Genomic DNA, 14,997 nt, shown 5'->3' with positions numbered 1-14,997 from the left:
TGTCTCGGCCGCTCGAGGTGACTGCAGTGACTCCCACCGGGCAGACGCACGAACAACCGCTCGACACGCTCCTCGCCGGCTATGCGCGCGGCGTGCTGAGCGCGCCGCTGCACACGCTCGTGGCGACGCATCTCGCCATCCGCCCCGAGAGCCGACGCTTCGTCTCGCTGCTCGAGACCGCGAGCGCCGGCGAGATCGAGCGGCTCGATCCCGCTCCGCTGGACGACCGGGACGCGCGGCTCGCGGCGATCTTCGCGGCCGGCGAGGAGCCGATCCGCGCCGTCGCGCGCGGCTTCGCGGGCGACGACGTCGTGCCCTATCCGCTCGCGCGCTTTCTCGGCGCGAGCCTCGCCGACACGCCCTGGCGCACCCTGCTGCCGGGCGTGAAGGAGTATCGCGTCAGCGACAACGAGGACGGCGAGGCGACGCTCTACTGGATCCGCGGCGGCCGCAAGATCCCGTCGCACACGCACGAGGGCTCGGAATACACGCTCGTGCTCAAGGGTGCGTTCTCCGACATTCACGGCCACTACCGGCGCGGCGACATCGCCATCGCCGACATGGACGTCGACCACCAGCCGGTCGCGGACCCCGACGCGGACTGCTTCTGCTTCGCCGTCACCGACGCGCCGTTGACGCTGACGGGCCCAATCGGCCGCATCGTCCAGAAGCTCTTCCGGAACTGAGCGGCCCGACCGCGGCGCAACCGGGTGGGCTCCCCGCGCTGCCGCGCCTTCCTCGTCGAACGGCGCCGCCGCCCGCGCGTGCCGCGCGGACTCCTCGCCTCCGGGGAGGCTGCGATGTCGCGAACGTCGTCGACACGCGCCGACCGCCACCTCCCCGGAGGAGAGGACGGAGGCCGCACGCGGGAGGGTGGGGAGGACGGAGGCGCGGCTCGCCCGAGCAGAGGTAGGCCGGGCCCGGGTCTCACGCCATCGAGACCCCTCACCCTCACGCCGCGCTCTTCTTCTCCTGCGCCACCGGCGGCAGCGCGTTCATCACGCGCGAGGCGGGGAGCGTGACGATCACCTCGGTGCCCTCGCGGGGCTTGGAGCGCAGCTGGAAGCCGCCGCCGTGGAGGTCGACGAGGCCCTTCACGATGGGCAGTCCCAGGCCCGAGCCCTGCTCGGCGGTCTTGATCGCCCAGGTGCCGCGGCCGAAACTCGACATCACGACGGGGATCTCCTCCTCGGGGATGCCCGGCCCCGTGTCCTTGATCGAGACGTACTGCCCGCCCGAGGAGGTCCAGCCGACCTTGATGACGATCTCGCCGCCCTGCGGCGTGAACTTGATCGCGTTCGAGAGCACGTTGAGCACGACCTGGCGGATCGCGCGCTCGTCCGCCCAGATCCGCGGAAGCGATTCGTCGACGTGGCTGCGGATCGCCTGGCCCTTGGCCTTGGCGCGCAGGTTCATCATGTGCGCGCAATCGTCGATGACGTGGGCGAGGGCGATCGCCTCCTCGTTGAGCTCGTAGCGCCCGGCCTCGATGCGCGAGAGGTCTAGGATCTCGTTGATCAGGTTGAGCAGGTGCTGGCCGGACGCGTGGATGTCGGAGGAATACTCCTTGTAGCTCTCGGAGGCGTGGGGGCCGAAGACCTCCCCCTTCATCACCTCGGAGAAGCCGAGGATGGCGTTGAGCGGCGTGCGCAGCTCGTGGGACATGGTGGCGAGGAAGCGCGACTTGGCGAGGTTCGCCTCCTCCGCGCGCCGGCGCGCCTCGTCGGAATTGGCCTTGGCCTGCTCGAGCTCGACGAACAGCGCGTCCTTCTCCGCCCGTGACAGCAGCGTCGAGACGGCGCTCGCGTAGAGGTGGCGGGCCAGGAGCACGAAGAACACCTGCGCGGAGACGATCATCACCGTGAGCGTGAGCGCCTGGGGCGCCGCCGCCCCGATCGTCGCGAGGCCGACCACCAGCAGCAGCGGCGCCAGCCCGGCGTAGACCGCGGCGGGAATCGTCGCGGACAGCGTGGCGATGACGGCCGTGATCATGACGGCGCAGAACAGGACGAAGATCCGCATGTCCTCGGAGGGGACCTGCGAGAGCAGCTGGATGAGATAGCACCAGGCGGCGCCGTGCAGCATCTCGCCGCAGGCGAAGACGCGGCGCCAGACTCCGAGCGTGCGCTCGTCGTCCTCGCTCGCGCGCAGATGGTTGCGGGCGAGCACGTTCATGATCGTCATGGCGAGCAGCGTCAGCGCCAGCCAGATCATCACCGCCGGCATCGGCAGCCAGGTCGTGGCCGCGCCCGCGATCGCCGCGGCGAGCACGTAGAGCGGGATCGCGGCCCCCACGCGGTACTGCGCGAACAGCCGGACGAGCTCGGTCTCGAAGGCGCGTTCCAGGCCCGAGGACGAGGTCAGCTTCTCGCGCGCGGCGCGCACGTCCTGCGCGACGCGCCGGCGGTGCTTGACCTCCCCGGCGACGCTCTCCGTCTCGCGCCTGTCGTCCTGCCCCGCGATGTCCGCCATGGTCCTCGAACGCGCACCCACGGGCCGCGCGATCGATTCGCGCACCCAATCGCGCCCAACCTGCCACCGAATCGTTAAGAGCGGCCTCATGCGCCGGGGGCGGTTCGCTCCGTTTCGGGACGCTCCCGCGCGTCGAGCGGCAGGGCGCCGCGGCGCGCCGCGTCGAGGAGCGCGACGCGGATCGCCGAGGAGAGGTTCGCCTCCCCGCGCGCCGCGTCGATCTCGCCCACGAGGCGCTGAACGGAGACGCCGCGTGCCGCCGCGAGCGCGACGAGCGCCTCCCAGAAGGGCGCCTCGAGCGAGACGCTGGTGCGGTGGCCGGCGATGGCGAGCGAGCGCTTCTCGACCGGGCCGGGCGGCGTCGTCACGGCGTCTCGTCCGGCGGGGGCGCGCCGCCCTCCGTCTCGCGGCGGTGGCCTTCGAGCCGGCGGCGATCCTGCTCGTCGCGCGCGGCCTCGGCGGTGCGCTGCGCCTTCGTGCGCCCGAACAGGACGCGATTCTCCGCCGCGGCGGCCTCCGCCGCCGTGCGGGCCTTGGCCTTGCGCGCCCGGCGCAGGTTGACGATCTCGGCGCTCATGCTCATCCCCCGTCCCGGCTGCGCCCGATCATCGTCTCGGGGCGCACCAGCGCGTCGAACTCCGCCTCCGTCACGGCGCCCGAGGCGAGCGCCTCCTCGCGCAGGGTGGTGCCGTTCGCGTGCGCGGCCTTGGCGATCTTCGCCGCCGCGTCGTAGCCGATCCGCGGCGCGAGCGCCGTCACCAGCATGAGCGAGCGCTCGAGCAGGTCGGCGATGCGCTCGCGCCGCGGCTCGATGCCCACCACGCACTTGTCGGTGAACGAGATCGCCGCGTCCGAGAGGAGGCGCACGCTCTGCAGGAAGGCGTGCGCGATCACCGGCTTGAAGACGTTGAGCTCGAGGTGCCCCTGCGTGCCGGCGAGGGCGATCGTGGCGTTGTTGCCGGTCACCTGGGCGCAGACCATGGTGAGCGCCTCCGCCTGCGTCGGGTTGACCTTGCCCGGCATGATGGACGAGCCGGGCTCGTTCTCCGGCAGCGCGATCTCGCCGAGCCCCGAGCGCGGGCCGGAGCCGAGCAGGCGCACGTCGTTGGCGATCTTGAACAGGCCCGCCGCCATGGCGGTCAGCGCCCCGTGGGCGAAGACGAGCGCGTCGTGGGAGGCGAGCGCCTCGAACTTGTTCGCCGCCGAGAGGAAGGGCAGGCCGGTGAGATCGGCGATCGTCATGGCGAAGCGCTCGGCGAACTCGGGATGGGCGTTGAGCCCCGTCCCCACCGCCGTGCCGCCCTGGGCGAGGTCGAGGAGCGAGGGCAGGGTGGCCTCGATGCGCGCGATGCCGAGGTGCACCTGCGCCGCCCAGCCCCCGAGCTCCTGGCCCAGCGTCACGGGCGTGGCGTCCTGCATGTGCGTGCGCCCGATCTTCACCACCTCCGCGAAGTCGTCCGCCTTGGCGGTGAGCGCGTCGTGGAGGTGCTGGAGCGCCGGGATCAGCCGGTTCGTGATCTCAAGCACGGCGGCGACGTGCATCGCGGTGGGGAACGTGTCGTTCGAGGACTGCCCGCGGTTGACGTGGTCGTTGGGATGGACCGGCGCCTTGCCGCCGCGCGGGTGGCCGAGCGCCTCGTTGGCGCGGTTGGCGATCACCTCGTTCGCGTTCATGTTCGACTGCGTGCCCGAGCCCGTCTGCCAGACGACGAGGGGGAACTCGTCGTCGAGCTTGCCCTGCGCGACGTCGGCGGCGGCGTCGGCGATGGCGTCGGCGATCTCGGCGGGCAGCTCGCCGAGCTCCTTGTTAGCCATGGCGGCGGCCTGCTTGACGAGGCCGAGCGCCCGCACCAGCGGGGCGGGCATGCGCTCCTCGCCGATGCGGAAGTTCTCGAGCGAGCGCTGCGTCTGCGCGCCCCAATAGCGGTGGGCGGGCACGGCGATCGGCCCGAACGTGTCGGTCTCCGTGCGCGTCGCGGGGCTCGCCCCCGCGTCCTCTCGACCCATCCCAGACGACATGGCGCGGTCTCCTCTCGGCCGATCGAAGCCCCACATGTAACCCGGGACGGGCCCGCGCGGCACCCCCCGGAGCCGCCGATCCGCCCACGGAGAGCGCATGGACGAGCCGATCCTCGCGAGACCCCGCTTCCGCCCGCCGGCGCCAACGCCCGGGCGCGCGCCGCCCGACCTGTTCGCCTTCCTGCGCCAGGCCCGCGACAATCCCCTCGCCACCTGGACGAAGGAGCATTTCGAGAAGCCCGTCGTCTACGGCAAGGGCGTGCTCGGGCGCGTCATGGTCGTGAGCGAGCCGCGCGCGATCCGCCACGTGCTCGTCGAGAACGCGCAGAACTACAAGAAGGACCAGCTCACCCGCCGCGTGCTGGCGCCGGGCCTCGGCCAGGGCCTGTTCACGGCGGAGGGCGAAGACTGGCGCATGCTGCGCCGCACGCTCGCGCCGATGTTCTCGCCTCGCCACGTCGCCTCCTTCGGCGGGCCGATGGCGCAGGCCGCCCACGTGCTCGGCCGCCGGCTCGTGCGCCGCGAGGGACGCACCGTCGACGTCGCGGTCGAGACGACGCGGCTGACGCTCGACGTGCTCGAGCGCACGATCTTCACCCACGGCCTGAAGCAGGACCCGGACGCGCTGGGGCGGGCGATCACGCAGCTCTTCGCCGCGATCGGCCCGGTCGACCCGCTCGACGTGCTCGGCCTGCCCGAATGGCTGCCGCGGATCGGGCGCGTCCGGGCGCGCCCGGCGATCGACTTCTTCGCCCGCGTCGTCGACGCGCTGATCGGCGGGCGCCGTGCGCTCGTCGAGAGCGGCGCGCCTGCGCCGCGCGACCTGCTGACGCTGCTGCTCGAGGCGCGCGACCCCGAGACCGGGAAGGGGCTCGACGACCTCGATGTGCGCGCCAACATCGTCACCTTCATCGGCGCCGGCCACGAGACGACGGCGAACGCGCTCACCTGGGCGCTCTACCTGATCTCCCAGGCTCCCGACGTGCGTGCGCGGCTCGAGGCCGAGGTCGATGCGGTCGCGGGCGACGCTCCCGTCGCGGCCGAGCACGCGGCGGCGCTGCCCTACGTCAGGGCGGTGGTCGAGGAGACGATGCGGCTCTATCCGCCCGCCGCCTTCATGAGCCGCGAGGCCATCGCGCAGGACCGCGTCGCCGGCATCCGCCTGCCGGCGGGCACGATCGTGATGATCGCGCCCTGGGTGCTGCACCGCCACGCGCTGCTCTGGGACGACCCCGCCGCGTTCGATCCCGACCGCTTCCTCGGCGCGGCCCGCGCGCGGATCGACCGATACGCCTACCTGCCCTTCGGCGCCGGCCCGCGGGTGTGCATCGGCAACACGTTCGCGCTCCAGGAGGCGGTGCTGGCGCTGGCCGAGATCGTCCGCGTCGCCCGCCTCGACCTCGCCCCCGAGGCCCGCGTCGAGCCGGTCCAGCGCGTCACGCTCAGGCCCCGCGAGGGGATGCCGATGCGGGTGAGCCGGCGGGGGTGAGCGGCATGACGACGGGGATCTCCCGCTCCACCACGATCTCCTGCGGCGTCACACGGCAGACGAAGGCGTGGGTCTCGACGCCGGCCTCCCGCGCCCGCGCATACGCGGCGGCGTAGGCGGGGTCGATGTCGGCGGCGGGGGTGAATCGGTCGGCCTCCATCTGCACGATGGTGACGAGGGCGGCGCGGGCGCCGGCGCGGACCATGGCGGCGAGCTCGTCGAGATGGCGGGCGGAGCGGGCGGCGATGCAGTCGGGGAACTCGGCGAGGCCGTCCTCGCGCATCAGGTGGCAGTTCTTCACCTCGAGATAGAGCGGCGGGAGGCCGTCCCCGTCGAGCAGGAAGTCCACGCGGCTGCGCGCGCCGTAGGCCACTTCCGGCCTCACGCGGGCATAGTCCCGGAAGGGCGCCAGCGCGCCGGCCGCCAGCGCCTCGGCGACGAGGCGGTTGGGGGTGCCCGTGTTGACGCCGACGAGCCGCGCCGCGCCGCCCTTCATGGGCGCGGCCTCGACGATCTCCCAGGACCAGGCGAGCTTGCGCTTGGGGTTCGTCGACGCCGACAGCCACACCCGCGCGCCCGGCTCGGCGAGCCCGAGCATCGACCCCGGATTGGCGACGTGCGCGGTCGCCTCGGAGCCGTCGGGGAGGGCGACGTCGGCGAGGAAGCGCTTGTAGCGGCGGATCAGGCGGGCTTCGACGAGGGGGGCGGGAAAGCGCATGGGCGCAGTGGTAGCGCGGTGAGGTGGGGGAGAGCAATGGAACCGCCGACCCGCTTCCTCCCCGGAGGGGAGGAGTCCGTGCGCAGCGCGGGCGGTGGGGCCGCTCGATATCCTGGCGAGCGGCGTCGCCATCCTCCCCACCCTCCGGCCTTCGGCCTCCGTCCTCCCCTCCGGGGAGGTGGCGGTCGGAGCGCGTCCGCGCACGTCGCATCATCCGCCGACCCGGATCCTCCCCGGAGGGGGGCTCGGCCAGGAGGCCGCTGCGCGCCCTTGCCGCCCGCCGCGCCCGGCGCTAAAGCCTCTCCACGAGGTGCCAAGCATGAGCGAGAGCGTCGGCGAGAGCGTCAACGCGGCGATCCTGGTGATCGGCGACGAGATCCTGTCCGGGCGGACCAAGGACAAGAACATCGGCCACATCGCCGAGTACCTGACCGCGCTCGGCATCGACCTGCGCGAGGTGCGCGTCGTCCCCGACGTCGAGGACGAGATCGTGGCGGCCGTGAACGCGCTGCGCGCCCGCTACACCTACCTCTTCACCACCGGGGGCATCGGCCCGACCCACGACGACATCACCGCCGACAGCGTCGCGAAGGCGCTCGGGCGGTCGATCGACGTCGATCCGCGGGCGGTCGCCATGATGCGCGAGCGCTACGCCGAGGGCGAGCTCAACGCCGCGCGCCTGCGCATGGCGCGCATCCCGCAGGGCGCCGAGCTGATCGAGAACCCGATCTCGAAGGCGCCGGGCTTCATGGTCGACAACGTCATCGTGATGGCGGGCGTGCCCTCGATCATGCAGGCGATGCTCGACGCCGTCGCGCCGCGGCTGCGCACCGGCGCGCGCATGGTCGTCGAGACGCTCGACGCCGGCGGCCTCGCCGAGGGGAGCTACGCCGAGGCGCTCGGAGCGCTGGCGGCGTCGCATCCGGGGGTCTCGATCGGCTCCTATCCGTCCTTCACGGGCGGGGGCTTCCGCAACCAGATCGTCCTGCGCGGGCGCGAGGCGGGGGCGGTGGAGGCGGCGGCCGCGGACGTGCGCGCGCTCCTCTCCCGCCTCACGTCGGACAACGCACCCATCTGACCCGGAACCGCCACCGCCCGCCCGAGAGAGAAAGCCCGCCGCCATGACGCCTCCCACCCCCAAGGCCTTCCCCGTCTCCTGGGACCAGTTTCACCGCGACGCCCGCGCGCTCGCCTGGCGCCTCGCCGAGAGCGGTCCGTTCGAGGCGATCGTGTGCATCACCCGCGGCGGGCTCGTGCCGGCGGCGATCGTGGCGCGGGAGCTCGAGATCCGCATGATCGAGAGCGTCTGCATCGCGAGCTACCACGACTACAAGAGCCAGGGCGGGCTCCAGGTCCTCAAGGAGATCGCGCCGGCCGTGCGTGCGCTCGGCGACGGGCAGGGCAAGGGCGTGCTCGTGATCGACGATCTCGTCGACACCGGCAAGACCGCCCGCGTCGTGCGCGACATGCTGCCGAATGCGCATTTCGCCACCGTCTACGCCAAGCCCGCCGGTCGCCCGCTCGTCGACACGTTCATCACCGAGGTGAGCCAGGACACCTGGATCTACTTCCCCTGGGATCTCGGCTACGCGTTCCAGCCGCCGATCCGCGACGGCGCGGCCGGGTGACGAGCACGCGGTCTCGACGACAGCGTTATTCGTTGATCTTTCGGAACGAATTCATCGCTCTCGCGCGGCGGTCGCGTATCCGCGGCCACCGAAATTCACCACCAGTTAATCCGATGAGACCCTAATGACGGCGCGGCCGGCCCGCGGTGGTAGACGAGCGCCGACCGGTTGCGATCCGAAATTAGGGGCTGAACGACATGTCGATGAACCGCCGCGGCATCGCCGCGCGCCTGGCTTTGGGCTTCGGGTTCCTGCTGGTCCTGATGGGCCTGCTGACCTGGAGCTCCGTCACCGAGATCAACCGTCTCGACCGCAACCTCGCACAGATCAACGACGTCAACAGCGTCCTGCAGCGCTACGCCATCAACTTCCGCGGCTCGGTGCACGACCGCGCCATCGCCATCCGCGACGTCGTCCTCGTCGAGGAGGCTGGCGACCGGCGCGCGGCGATCGACCTCATCGCCGCCCTCGCCGCGACCTATGCCGAGAACGAGCGGGCCATGGCTGCGCTGGTTTCCGAGGTCGACGCCTCCGCGCAGGAGCGGGCGATCCTCGACGACATCGCGGCGATCCAGGCGCGCACGAACCCGCTCGTCGCGGAGATCGTCCGGCTGCAGCAGGCGGGCAACGGGGAAGAGGCCCGCGCCATCCTGCTCGGGGAGGTCAGCGGCCTGTTCACGGACTGGCTCGCGGCGATCAACCGCTTCATCGATTTCCAGGAGGCCCAGAGCCAGCGCATCGGCGCGCGGGTGAGCGAGTCCGCCAGCGGCTTCCAGACGACCGCCCTCGTCGCGCTCCTCGTCGCGGCCGCGCTCGCGATCGCGGCGGCGACCCTCGTCGGCCGCTCGATCACCGTTCCCGTCGCACGCCTCACCGAGGTCATGCGACGCCTCGCCGCCGGCGAGAACGCAGTGGAGATCCCCGGCGAGGCGCGCCGTGACGAGATCGGCGAGATGGCCCGCAGCGTGGTCGTATTCCGCGACAACGCGCTCGAGCGCGCCCGCCTCCAGAGCGCCGCCGATGCCGAGCGGGTCCGCGCGCGCGACCGCCAGGCGCAGCTCGAGGCGCTCATCGCGCGCTTCCGCGAGGTGGTCCAGCGCACGCTCGCGAGCGTCGACGACGGCACGCGCACGATGCGCACGACGGCGGTCGCGTTGAGCGATGTCGCCGGCACCGCCGCCGGGAAGGCGAACGCCGCGCGCGACGCCTCCACCACGGCGGCGTCCGAGGTCCAGGCGGTGGCGAGCGCCGCCGAGCAGCTCTCCGCCTCGATCCGCGAGATCGCGAACCAGGCGGGGCGCGCCTCCGACGTCGTGTCGCGCGCGACGAGCACCGCGCAGCGCACCAACGGCAAGGTCGCCAGCCTCGCGGAGGCGGCCGAGCGCATCGGCGCCGTCGTCGACATGATCCGCACCATCGCCGAGCAGACGAACCTCCTGGCACTCAACGCGACGATCGAGGCCGCCCGGGCCGGGGAGGCCGGCAAGGGCTTCGCCGTCGTCGCCGCCGAGGTGAAGCAGCTCGCCTCGCAGACGGCGAAGGCGACGGACCAGATCGCCGAGCAGATCACGGCGGTCCAGGGCTCGACCCGCGAGAGCGTCGACGCGATCCGTGAGATCGCCGGCGCCGTCCACGAGATCGAGAGCTTCATGCAGGCGATCGCCGGGGCCGTGCAGGAGCAGGACGGGGCGACGAAGGAGATCTCGCGCTCGATCGCCGTCGCGTCCAGGGGCTCCGGAGACGCCACGACGAACGTCGAGACCGTGACGACGGCGATCCACGAGACGTCCGGCCGCGCGGGGGACGTGCGCGACGTCTCCGACCGGCTTTCCGCCGTCGCCGCGGAGCTCTCCGAAGCGGTCGAGGATTTCCTCGGCGCGGTCGCCTCGGACGACGCCGGCGCGGAGGCTTCCGCGCGCCGGCGCCGGGCCGCCTGATCGGTCCGTCGGAACGCGACGGGGCGGCGGTACGCCGCCGCCCCGATCGGCTGCACGGTCGGCGGCGGAACGACGGTTCCGCTTTGGTGGTTGTCGCAGCGGACCGTCGCCATAAGATGGGATCATGCCGCAGACAGACCCGCTCCGCCGCCCCGACCGCCTTCGCCGCACCCTGTTCGGCGCGCTCGTCGCCGCGCGCGGGCGGTTCGGCAAGACCTTCGTCATCCTGGAGGACCAGCAGCGCCAGCCGCTGACGTACCAGCGCCTCGTGCTGGGCGCGCTGCTTCTGGGTCGCAAGCTCGCAGTCGGCACGCGGCCCGGCGAGCGCGTGGCGCTCATGATGCCGAGCGTGCAGGCGGCCGCGGTCGCACTCTTCGGGCTCAACGCCATGGGCCGCGCGGCGGCGATGCTCAACTTCACCGCCGGCGCGCGAAACCTGCGCGCCGCCTGCGAGACGGCGGGCATCTCGACCATCGTCACCTCGCGCAAGTTCATCCAGGACGGCGGGCTCGACGAGCCGCTCGCGGCGATCGCCGAAGGGCGCCGGGTCGTCTACCTGGAGGACGTGCGCGCCGGGATCACGAGCCTCGACAAGATCCGCGCCCTCATCGACGCGCTGTTTCGCGCCAAGGCCATCGCGAAGCGCTCCGGCAGCCCCGACGATCCCGCTGTGATCCTGTTCACCTCCGGGGCGGAGGGCGCGCCCAAGGCCGTATGCCTGACCAACGCGAACGTCATCGCGAACGCCGTGCAGATCGCCGAGCACGCGGGCGACGCGCTGACGCCGGCGGACACGATCTTCTCCCCGCTGCCCATCTTCCACTCCTTCGGGCTCACGGCCGGCCTCGTGCTCGGGCTGCTCAACGGCTACAAGGTCGTGCTCTACCCGAGCCCGCTGCACTACCGCCTGATCCCCAAGCTGATCGCGGGGACGAAGGCGACGTTCCTGCTGGCCACCGACACGTTCCTGCAGGGCTATGCCCGGGCGGCGGGGGAGGGCGATCTCGCGAGCCTGCGCTACGTCATCGCCGGCGCCGAGCGGATCAAGGAGGAGACGCGCCGGCTCTACGCCGGGACGGGGGCGGAGATCCTCGAAGGCTACGGCGCCACCGAGTGCGCGCCGGTGCTCGCCTGCAACCTGCCCGACCGCAACCGCCACGGCTCCGTCGGTCCGTTCCTGCCCGCTATGGAATGGAAGCTCGAGCCGGTCGAGGGCATCCGGCAGGCGGGTCGGCTCTTGGTGCGCGGGCCCAACGTCATGGCCGGCTATCTCGCGCCCGACGGGTCGGGGCGCATCGATCGGCCCGTGGACGGCTGGTACGACACCGGCGACATCGTATCCGTGGAGGACGGGTTCGTGACGATCCGCGGGCGCGCCAAGCGCTTCGCCAAGATCGGGGGCGAGATGATCTCCCTCGCGGCGGTGGAGACGATGGTCCAGGAGCTCTGGCCCGAGTACAACCACGTCGTCGTCGCCCTGCCGGACGCCCGCAAGGGCGAGCAGCTCGTCCTCGTGTCCGACAAGCCGGAGGCCGACCGCGACGCGGTGCTCGCGCACGCGCGCGAGCGGGGCTTCCCGGAGCTGTGGGCGCCGCGCGCCGTGCTGGTCGTCGCCGCCGTTCCTGTGCTCGGATCGGGCAAGATCGACCACGTCGCGACCGTGGAAATGGCCCGCTCACTACTTCCTATGCTGTAAAATCAGGTGGGCGGCACCGCGTCCGAGTAGGCCGGCACGCGTTCGACCGCGAATCGGGTCTCGATCCGCCGGTCCGGCGCGGTACGCCCCCAGAACCCGCGGCCCTTCTCGTAGCCGAGGCTGGGAAAGGCGGAGAGCTTGTCGAGGATGAAGGCGACGGCGTCCTCGTGCCGCCCGAACGCGTCGGGGAACGCGTCGCTCTCGACGGTCCGCCCGTCGGGTCCCACCACGCGCCAGGTGACGGTGTAGCCCATGGCCACCTCCTCGATTTCCGTGACCGTAAGGATAGCGTCTCGCGGCGTGCCGTCCAGGACGTTGTCGCCCGATGGTTTCCGATGTCTCGTGGAGTTTACGCATGCCGCAGCGTCAGACGCGGCGTCGCCGCGCCCTCCGGCACGCCGCGCGCGCGCCGCGCCGGGCGCAGCGACTCATGGCTGTTGATGCATCCGGCAGGAAACGGCTAACGTCGAGCCGCCGACCCTCTTTCCCGCGACGCGATTCGATGCTCGACGACGACCCGCCGCATTTTCACGGCCATCGCGACCGCCTGCGCGCGCGGTTCGTCGACGTGGGCGGCGATTCGCTGCCCGACTACGAGCTGCTGGAGCTCGTGCTCTTCCGCTCGATCCCGCGGCGGGACGTGAAGCCGCTGGCCAAGGAGCTGATCCGCCGCTTCGGCGGCTTCGCGGAGGTGCTCGGCGCCTCGCGCGGGCGCCTGTCGGAGGTCGGCGGGCTCGGGGAGGCGACGATCCTGGACCTGAAGATCGTCGAGGCGGCGAGCCGCCGGCTCGCGCGCGGGGCGATCGCCAAGCGGCCGGTGCTGTCGTCCTGGGCGGCGGTGCTGGAATATTGCCGAACCGCGATGGCCTTTTCCGAGCGCGAGCAGTTCCGCATCCTGTTCCTCGACAAGAAGAACGCGCTCATCGCCGACGAGGTGCAGCAATCGGGGACGGTCGATCATACGCCGGTCTACGTGCGCGAGGTGGTGAAGCGCGCGCTCGAGGTCTCCGCGACGGCGATCATCCTCGTGCACAATCACCCGTCAGGCGACCCGACACCGTCCTCCGCCGACGTCCGCATGACGCGCGAGATCGCGGATGCCGCGCGTCCGCTCGGCGTGGTCGTGCACGACCACATCATCGTGGGCCGCGACGGGCATGCGAGCCTCAAGGGGCTCAAGCTGATCTGACCGCGGCGCGGGGTCGTCGTCACCCCTCGGCCGGGCCGCACTCAGTGGAGGCGGCGGCTCGCCACGATTCGTACGGGCGCGGGCTGCGGACGCATCAGCGTCCAGCCCAGCCGATCGAGCGCGATGGCGCGGCGCGCGACCTCCGTGGCGCGGGCGGTGAAGCCCTCGTCGCGCAGGATGCGAGCCTGCTTGACCATGACGCGGGCGAGATCGAGCAAGCGGCGAGCCTTCTGTCGGGTCTGCATGGGTGTCGTCCTTCGTTGAGCCGACGCGCGCGGCGCACGACCCGTCTTCGCGAGTGTGGACCGCGTCGCACCGTCCGCCAAGCGCGATCGGCTCCGTTCTGGCGTGCGAGCGACGCCGCGTCGCAGGTCCGCGGGGAGCGCGCGCGCGTAGGCGAGGGCATGTCGACGGGTCGGGTGAGGAGCGGAGAAGGCGTGGCGGAGCAAGGAAAACCGGGCATCGCGGTGATCGGCGCGGGGCTCGCGGGCGGGATCGTCGCGCGCGATCTCGCGGCGGCGGGGCGGCGCGTTCACATTGTCGAGAAGAGCCGCGGCGCGGGTGGGCGCATGGCGACCCGCAGGACGCCGGAAGGCCTCTCCTTCGACCACGGCGCGCAGTTCTTCCGTGCGCACGGTCCCGACTTCGGGGCCGAGATCGCGGCGTGGGCGGCCCGCGGCCTCGCGGCGCCCTGGGGCGCGGATGGTCGCTTCGTCGGCGCCCCGGCGATGAACGTCCCGGTGAAGGCGCTCGTCGCCGGCCTGCCCCTCGCGGTCGGCAGCGCCGTCGGCGCGATCACGGGCGCGCCCGGACGCTGGGAGCTCACGCTCGCGGATGGCGGGCGGCTCGGCCCCGTCGCGGCGGTGCTCGTCACCGCGCCCGCGCCGCAGGCGGCGACGCTCCTCGCTCCCGTCGCCCCCGCGCTCGCCGAGGCCGCGGGTGGCGTGCGCTACGCGCCCTGCCTCGCCCTGATGCTCGCCTACCCGCCCGACGCGCTCGCGGATGCGCCGGTCCCGGCGCAGCGCCCGGACCATGGCGCGATCGCCTGGATGGCCGAGGAGGCGTCGAAGCCCGGACGCGCCACGGGGGCGCCGCGCCGCATCGTCGTGCACGCGACGCCGGCCTGGTCGCGCGCGCACCTGGAGGAGACGCCCGAGGCGATCGCGCAGGCGCTCCTCGCCGAGGCCGCGCCGCTGCTCGCGGCCAGCGCCGCGCCGCTCCACGCGGTCGCGCATCGGTGGCGCTACGCCCTCGTGGAGGAGCCGGTCGGGCGTGCCTGCCTGTGGGATGCCGAGAGCGGCCTCGGTGCGGCGGGCGACTGGTGCCTCGGCGGGCGCGTCGAGGCGGCCTACGACAGCGGTCGCGCGCTCGCCCGCGCGGTTCTGGGGGAGGCGAGCCGATGAGCCGGAACGAGGATACGACGGCCCCGGGGCGGGCCCCCGAGCTCACCGTCTACTACGACGGCGCCTGTCCGCTCTGCCGGACCGAGATCGGGCATTATTCCCGCTGCCGCGGCGCGGAGCGCATCGCCTTCGTCGACGTCTCCGACGCCGCTGCCGATCCCGGGCCGGACCTGCCCCGCGAGGCGGCGCTCGCGCGCTTCCACGTGCGCGACGCGCAGGGAGGCCTCGTGTCGGGGGCCGAGGGCTTCGCCCGGCTCTGGCGCGTTCTCCCGGCTTGGCGCCCGGCCGCCGCGGTCGCGCGCCTGCCGGGGGTAGGGTGGCTCCTGGAGCTGGCCTATCGCGGCTTCCTGCCCCTGCGCCCCCACCTGGCGCGCCTCGTCGCGCGGCGGCGGGTGTAGCACAGGCCCAAGTGGCTCTTCGGGGCGTTCGCTCCCCTCCGGCGCGGA

At 72.7% G+C, this 14,997-nt stretch carries 16 protein-coding genes; 9 read left to right on the top strand and 7 right to left on the bottom strand.

The annotated features are described in order from the left end of the window. Window positions 1-26 precede the first annotated feature (26 nt). Entirely contained in the window at window positions 27-686 is a 660-nt protein-coding gene (locus tag ACTZWW_RS07500; protein WP_444780322.1) for a ChrR family anti-sigma-E factor, read from the top strand. A 265-nt stretch (window positions 687-951) separates the two neighbouring features. On the opposite strand, the gene ACTZWW_RS07495 is transcribed toward ACTZWW_RS07500, so the two are convergent. From ACTZWW_RS07495 to fumC, 4 genes are all read right to left on the bottom strand, one after another. Further along, window positions 952-2,472, bottom strand: coding sequence for a sensor histidine kinase (locus tag ACTZWW_RS07495; protein WP_444780321.1), 1,521 nt, complete (start codon window positions 2,470-2,472; stop codon window positions 952-954). A gap of 86 nt (window positions 2,473-2,558) precedes the next feature. Further along, window positions 2,559-2,840 carry a ribbon-helix-helix domain-containing protein gene (locus ACTZWW_RS07490; RefSeq protein WP_444780320.1) on the bottom strand — a complete coding sequence of 94 codons (282 nt, stop codon included), beginning with the start codon at window positions 2,838-2,840 and terminating at the stop codon, window positions 2,559-2,561. Then, a complete protein-coding gene (locus tag ACTZWW_RS07485; RefSeq protein WP_444780319.1) occupies window positions 2,837-3,049 on the bottom strand; it encodes a DUF4169 family protein in 213 nt (70 codons plus the stop codon). Before ACTZWW_RS07485 ends, ACTZWW_RS07490 begins: the two co-directional genes overlap by 4 nt. Before the next feature lie 2 nt (window positions 3,050-3,051). Further along, entirely contained in the window at window positions 3,052-4,491 is a 1,440-nt protein-coding gene (fumC, locus tag ACTZWW_RS07480; RefSeq protein WP_444780318.1) for a class II fumarate hydratase, read from the bottom strand. 97 nt (window positions 4,492-4,588) lie between these two features. Here fumC and ACTZWW_RS07475 point away from each other — a divergent pair, with 97 nt between their 5' ends. After that, complete coding sequence (locus tag ACTZWW_RS07475; RefSeq protein WP_444780317.1) at window positions 4,589-5,980, top strand: cytochrome P450; 1,392 nt, start codon at window positions 4,589-4,591, stop codon at window positions 5,978-5,980. Here ACTZWW_RS07475 and sfsA read toward each other — a convergent pair. After that, complete coding sequence (gene sfsA / locus ACTZWW_RS07470; protein ID WP_444780316.1) at window positions 5,934-6,698, bottom strand: DNA/RNA nuclease SfsA; 765 nt, start codon at window positions 6,696-6,698, stop codon at window positions 5,934-5,936. The genes ACTZWW_RS07475 and sfsA overlap by 47 nt on opposite strands. Window positions 6,699-7,017: 319 nt before the next feature. Here sfsA and ACTZWW_RS07465 point away from each other — a divergent pair, with 319 nt between their 5' ends. The 4 genes from ACTZWW_RS07465 to ACTZWW_RS07450 all read left to right on the top strand — a co-directional run bounded on the left by ACTZWW_RS07465 (window position 7,018) and on the right by ACTZWW_RS07450 (window position 11,959). Further along, window positions 7,018-7,776, top strand: coding sequence for a competence/damage-inducible protein A (locus ACTZWW_RS07465; protein ID WP_444780315.1), 759 nt, complete (start codon window positions 7,018-7,020; stop codon window positions 7,774-7,776). Window positions 7,777-7,819: 43 nt separating this feature from the next. Continuing rightward, window positions 7,820-8,326 (top strand): xanthine phosphoribosyltransferase, encoded by a 507-nt coding sequence (gene gpt / locus ACTZWW_RS07460; protein ID WP_372422556.1) that lies wholly within the window; start codon window positions 7,820-7,822, stop codon window positions 8,324-8,326. A gap of 197 nt (window positions 8,327-8,523) precedes the next feature. Next, a complete protein-coding gene (locus ACTZWW_RS07455) occupies window positions 8,524-10,263 on the top strand; it encodes a methyl-accepting chemotaxis protein (protein ID WP_444780314.1) in 1,740 nt (579 codons plus the stop codon). 124 nt (window positions 10,264-10,387) lie between these two features. Continuing rightward, window positions 10,388-11,959 carry an AMP-binding protein gene (locus ACTZWW_RS07450; RefSeq protein ID WP_444780313.1) on the top strand — a complete coding sequence of 524 codons (1,572 nt, stop codon included), beginning with the start codon at window positions 10,388-10,390 and terminating at the stop codon, window positions 11,957-11,959. Window positions 11,960-11,961: 2 nt separating this feature from the next. On the opposite strand, the gene ACTZWW_RS07445 is transcribed toward ACTZWW_RS07450, so the two are convergent. Continuing rightward, complete coding sequence (locus ACTZWW_RS07445; protein WP_444780312.1) at window positions 11,962-12,213, bottom strand: hypothetical protein; 252 nt, start codon at window positions 12,211-12,213, stop codon at window positions 11,962-11,964. A gap of 248 nt (window positions 12,214-12,461) precedes the next feature. Between ACTZWW_RS07445 and radC the strand changes: the two genes are divergently transcribed. Beyond that, window positions 12,462-13,148: a RadC family protein gene (radC, locus tag ACTZWW_RS07440; protein WP_444780311.1), complete on the top strand. Its 687-nt coding sequence runs from the start codon at window positions 12,462-12,464 to the stop codon at window positions 13,146-13,148. 41 nt (window positions 13,149-13,189) lie between these two features. Here radC and ACTZWW_RS07435 read toward each other — a convergent pair whose 3' ends face one another. Next, complete coding sequence (locus tag ACTZWW_RS07435) at window positions 13,190-13,393, bottom strand: hypothetical protein (protein WP_372422565.1); 204 nt, start codon at window positions 13,391-13,393, stop codon at window positions 13,190-13,192. Window positions 13,394-13,585: 192 nt separating this feature from the next. On the opposite strand from ACTZWW_RS07435, the gene ACTZWW_RS07430 reads away from it, so the two are divergent. Together ACTZWW_RS07430 and ACTZWW_RS07425 are read left to right on the top strand one after the other, a co-directional pair. Further along, entirely contained in the window at window positions 13,586-14,551 is a 966-nt protein-coding gene (locus ACTZWW_RS07430; protein ID WP_444780310.1) for an NAD(P)/FAD-dependent oxidoreductase, read from the top strand. Further along, complete coding sequence (locus ACTZWW_RS07425) at window positions 14,548-14,949, top strand: thiol-disulfide oxidoreductase DCC family protein (protein ID WP_444780309.1); 402 nt, start codon at window positions 14,548-14,550, stop codon at window positions 14,947-14,949. Before ACTZWW_RS07430 ends, ACTZWW_RS07425 begins: the two co-directional genes overlap by 4 nt. The last annotated feature ends 48 nt before the right edge of the window (window positions 14,950-14,997 follow it).

This window comes from Salinarimonas sp. NSM (genome assembly GCF_052380005.1).
Lineage (GTDB): Bacteria > Pseudomonadota > Alphaproteobacteria > Rhizobiales > Beijerinckiaceae > Salinarimonas.
This window is presented reverse-complemented; position numbering and strand designations above follow the sequence as displayed.

Bases quoted from the DNA above. Each gene is read 5' to 3' on its own strand.
- ACTZWW_RS07495 (WP_444780321.1), bottom strand. From the start codon at position 2,472: ATGGCGGACATCGCGGGGCAGGACGACAGGCGCGAGACGGAGAGCGTC.
- ACTZWW_RS07485 (WP_444780319.1), bottom strand. From the start codon at position 3,049: ATGAGCGCCGAGATCGTCAACCTGCGCCGGGCGCGCAAGGCCAAGGCC.
- fumC (WP_444780318.1), bottom strand. From the start codon at position 4,491: ATGTCGTCTGGGATGGGTCGAGAGGACGCGGGGGCGAGCCCCGCGACG.
- ACTZWW_RS07475 (WP_444780317.1), top strand. From the start codon at position 4,589: ATGGACGAGCCGATCCTCGCGAGACCCCGCTTCCGCCCGCCGGCGCCA.
- sfsA (WP_444780316.1), bottom strand. From the start codon at position 6,698: ATGCGCTTTCCCGCCCCCCTCGTCGAAGCCCGCCTGATCCGCCGCTAC.
- ACTZWW_RS07465 (WP_444780315.1), top strand. From the start codon at position 7,018: ATGAGCGAGAGCGTCGGCGAGAGCGTCAACGCGGCGATCCTGGTGATC.
- gpt (WP_372422556.1), top strand. From the start codon at position 7,820: ATGACGCCTCCCACCCCCAAGGCCTTCCCCGTCTCCTGGGACCAGTTT.
- ACTZWW_RS07455 (WP_444780314.1), top strand. From the start codon at position 8,524: ATGTCGATGAACCGCCGCGGCATCGCCGCGCGCCTGGCTTTGGGCTTC.
- ACTZWW_RS07450 (WP_444780313.1), top strand. From the start codon at position 10,388: ATGCCGCAGACAGACCCGCTCCGCCGCCCCGACCGCCTTCGCCGCACC.
- ACTZWW_RS07445 (WP_444780312.1), bottom strand. From the start codon at position 12,213: ATGGGCTACACCGTCACCTGGCGCGTGGTGGGACCCGACGGGCGGACC.
- radC (WP_444780311.1), top strand. From the start codon at position 12,462: ATGCTCGACGACGACCCGCCGCATTTTCACGGCCATCGCGACCGCCTG.
- ACTZWW_RS07435 (WP_372422565.1), bottom strand. From the start codon at position 13,393: ATGCAGACCCGACAGAAGGCTCGCCGCTTGCTCGATCTCGCCCGCGTC.
- ACTZWW_RS07425 (WP_444780309.1), top strand. From the start codon at position 14,548: ATGAGCCGGAACGAGGATACGACGGCCCCGGGGCGGGCCCCCGAGCTC.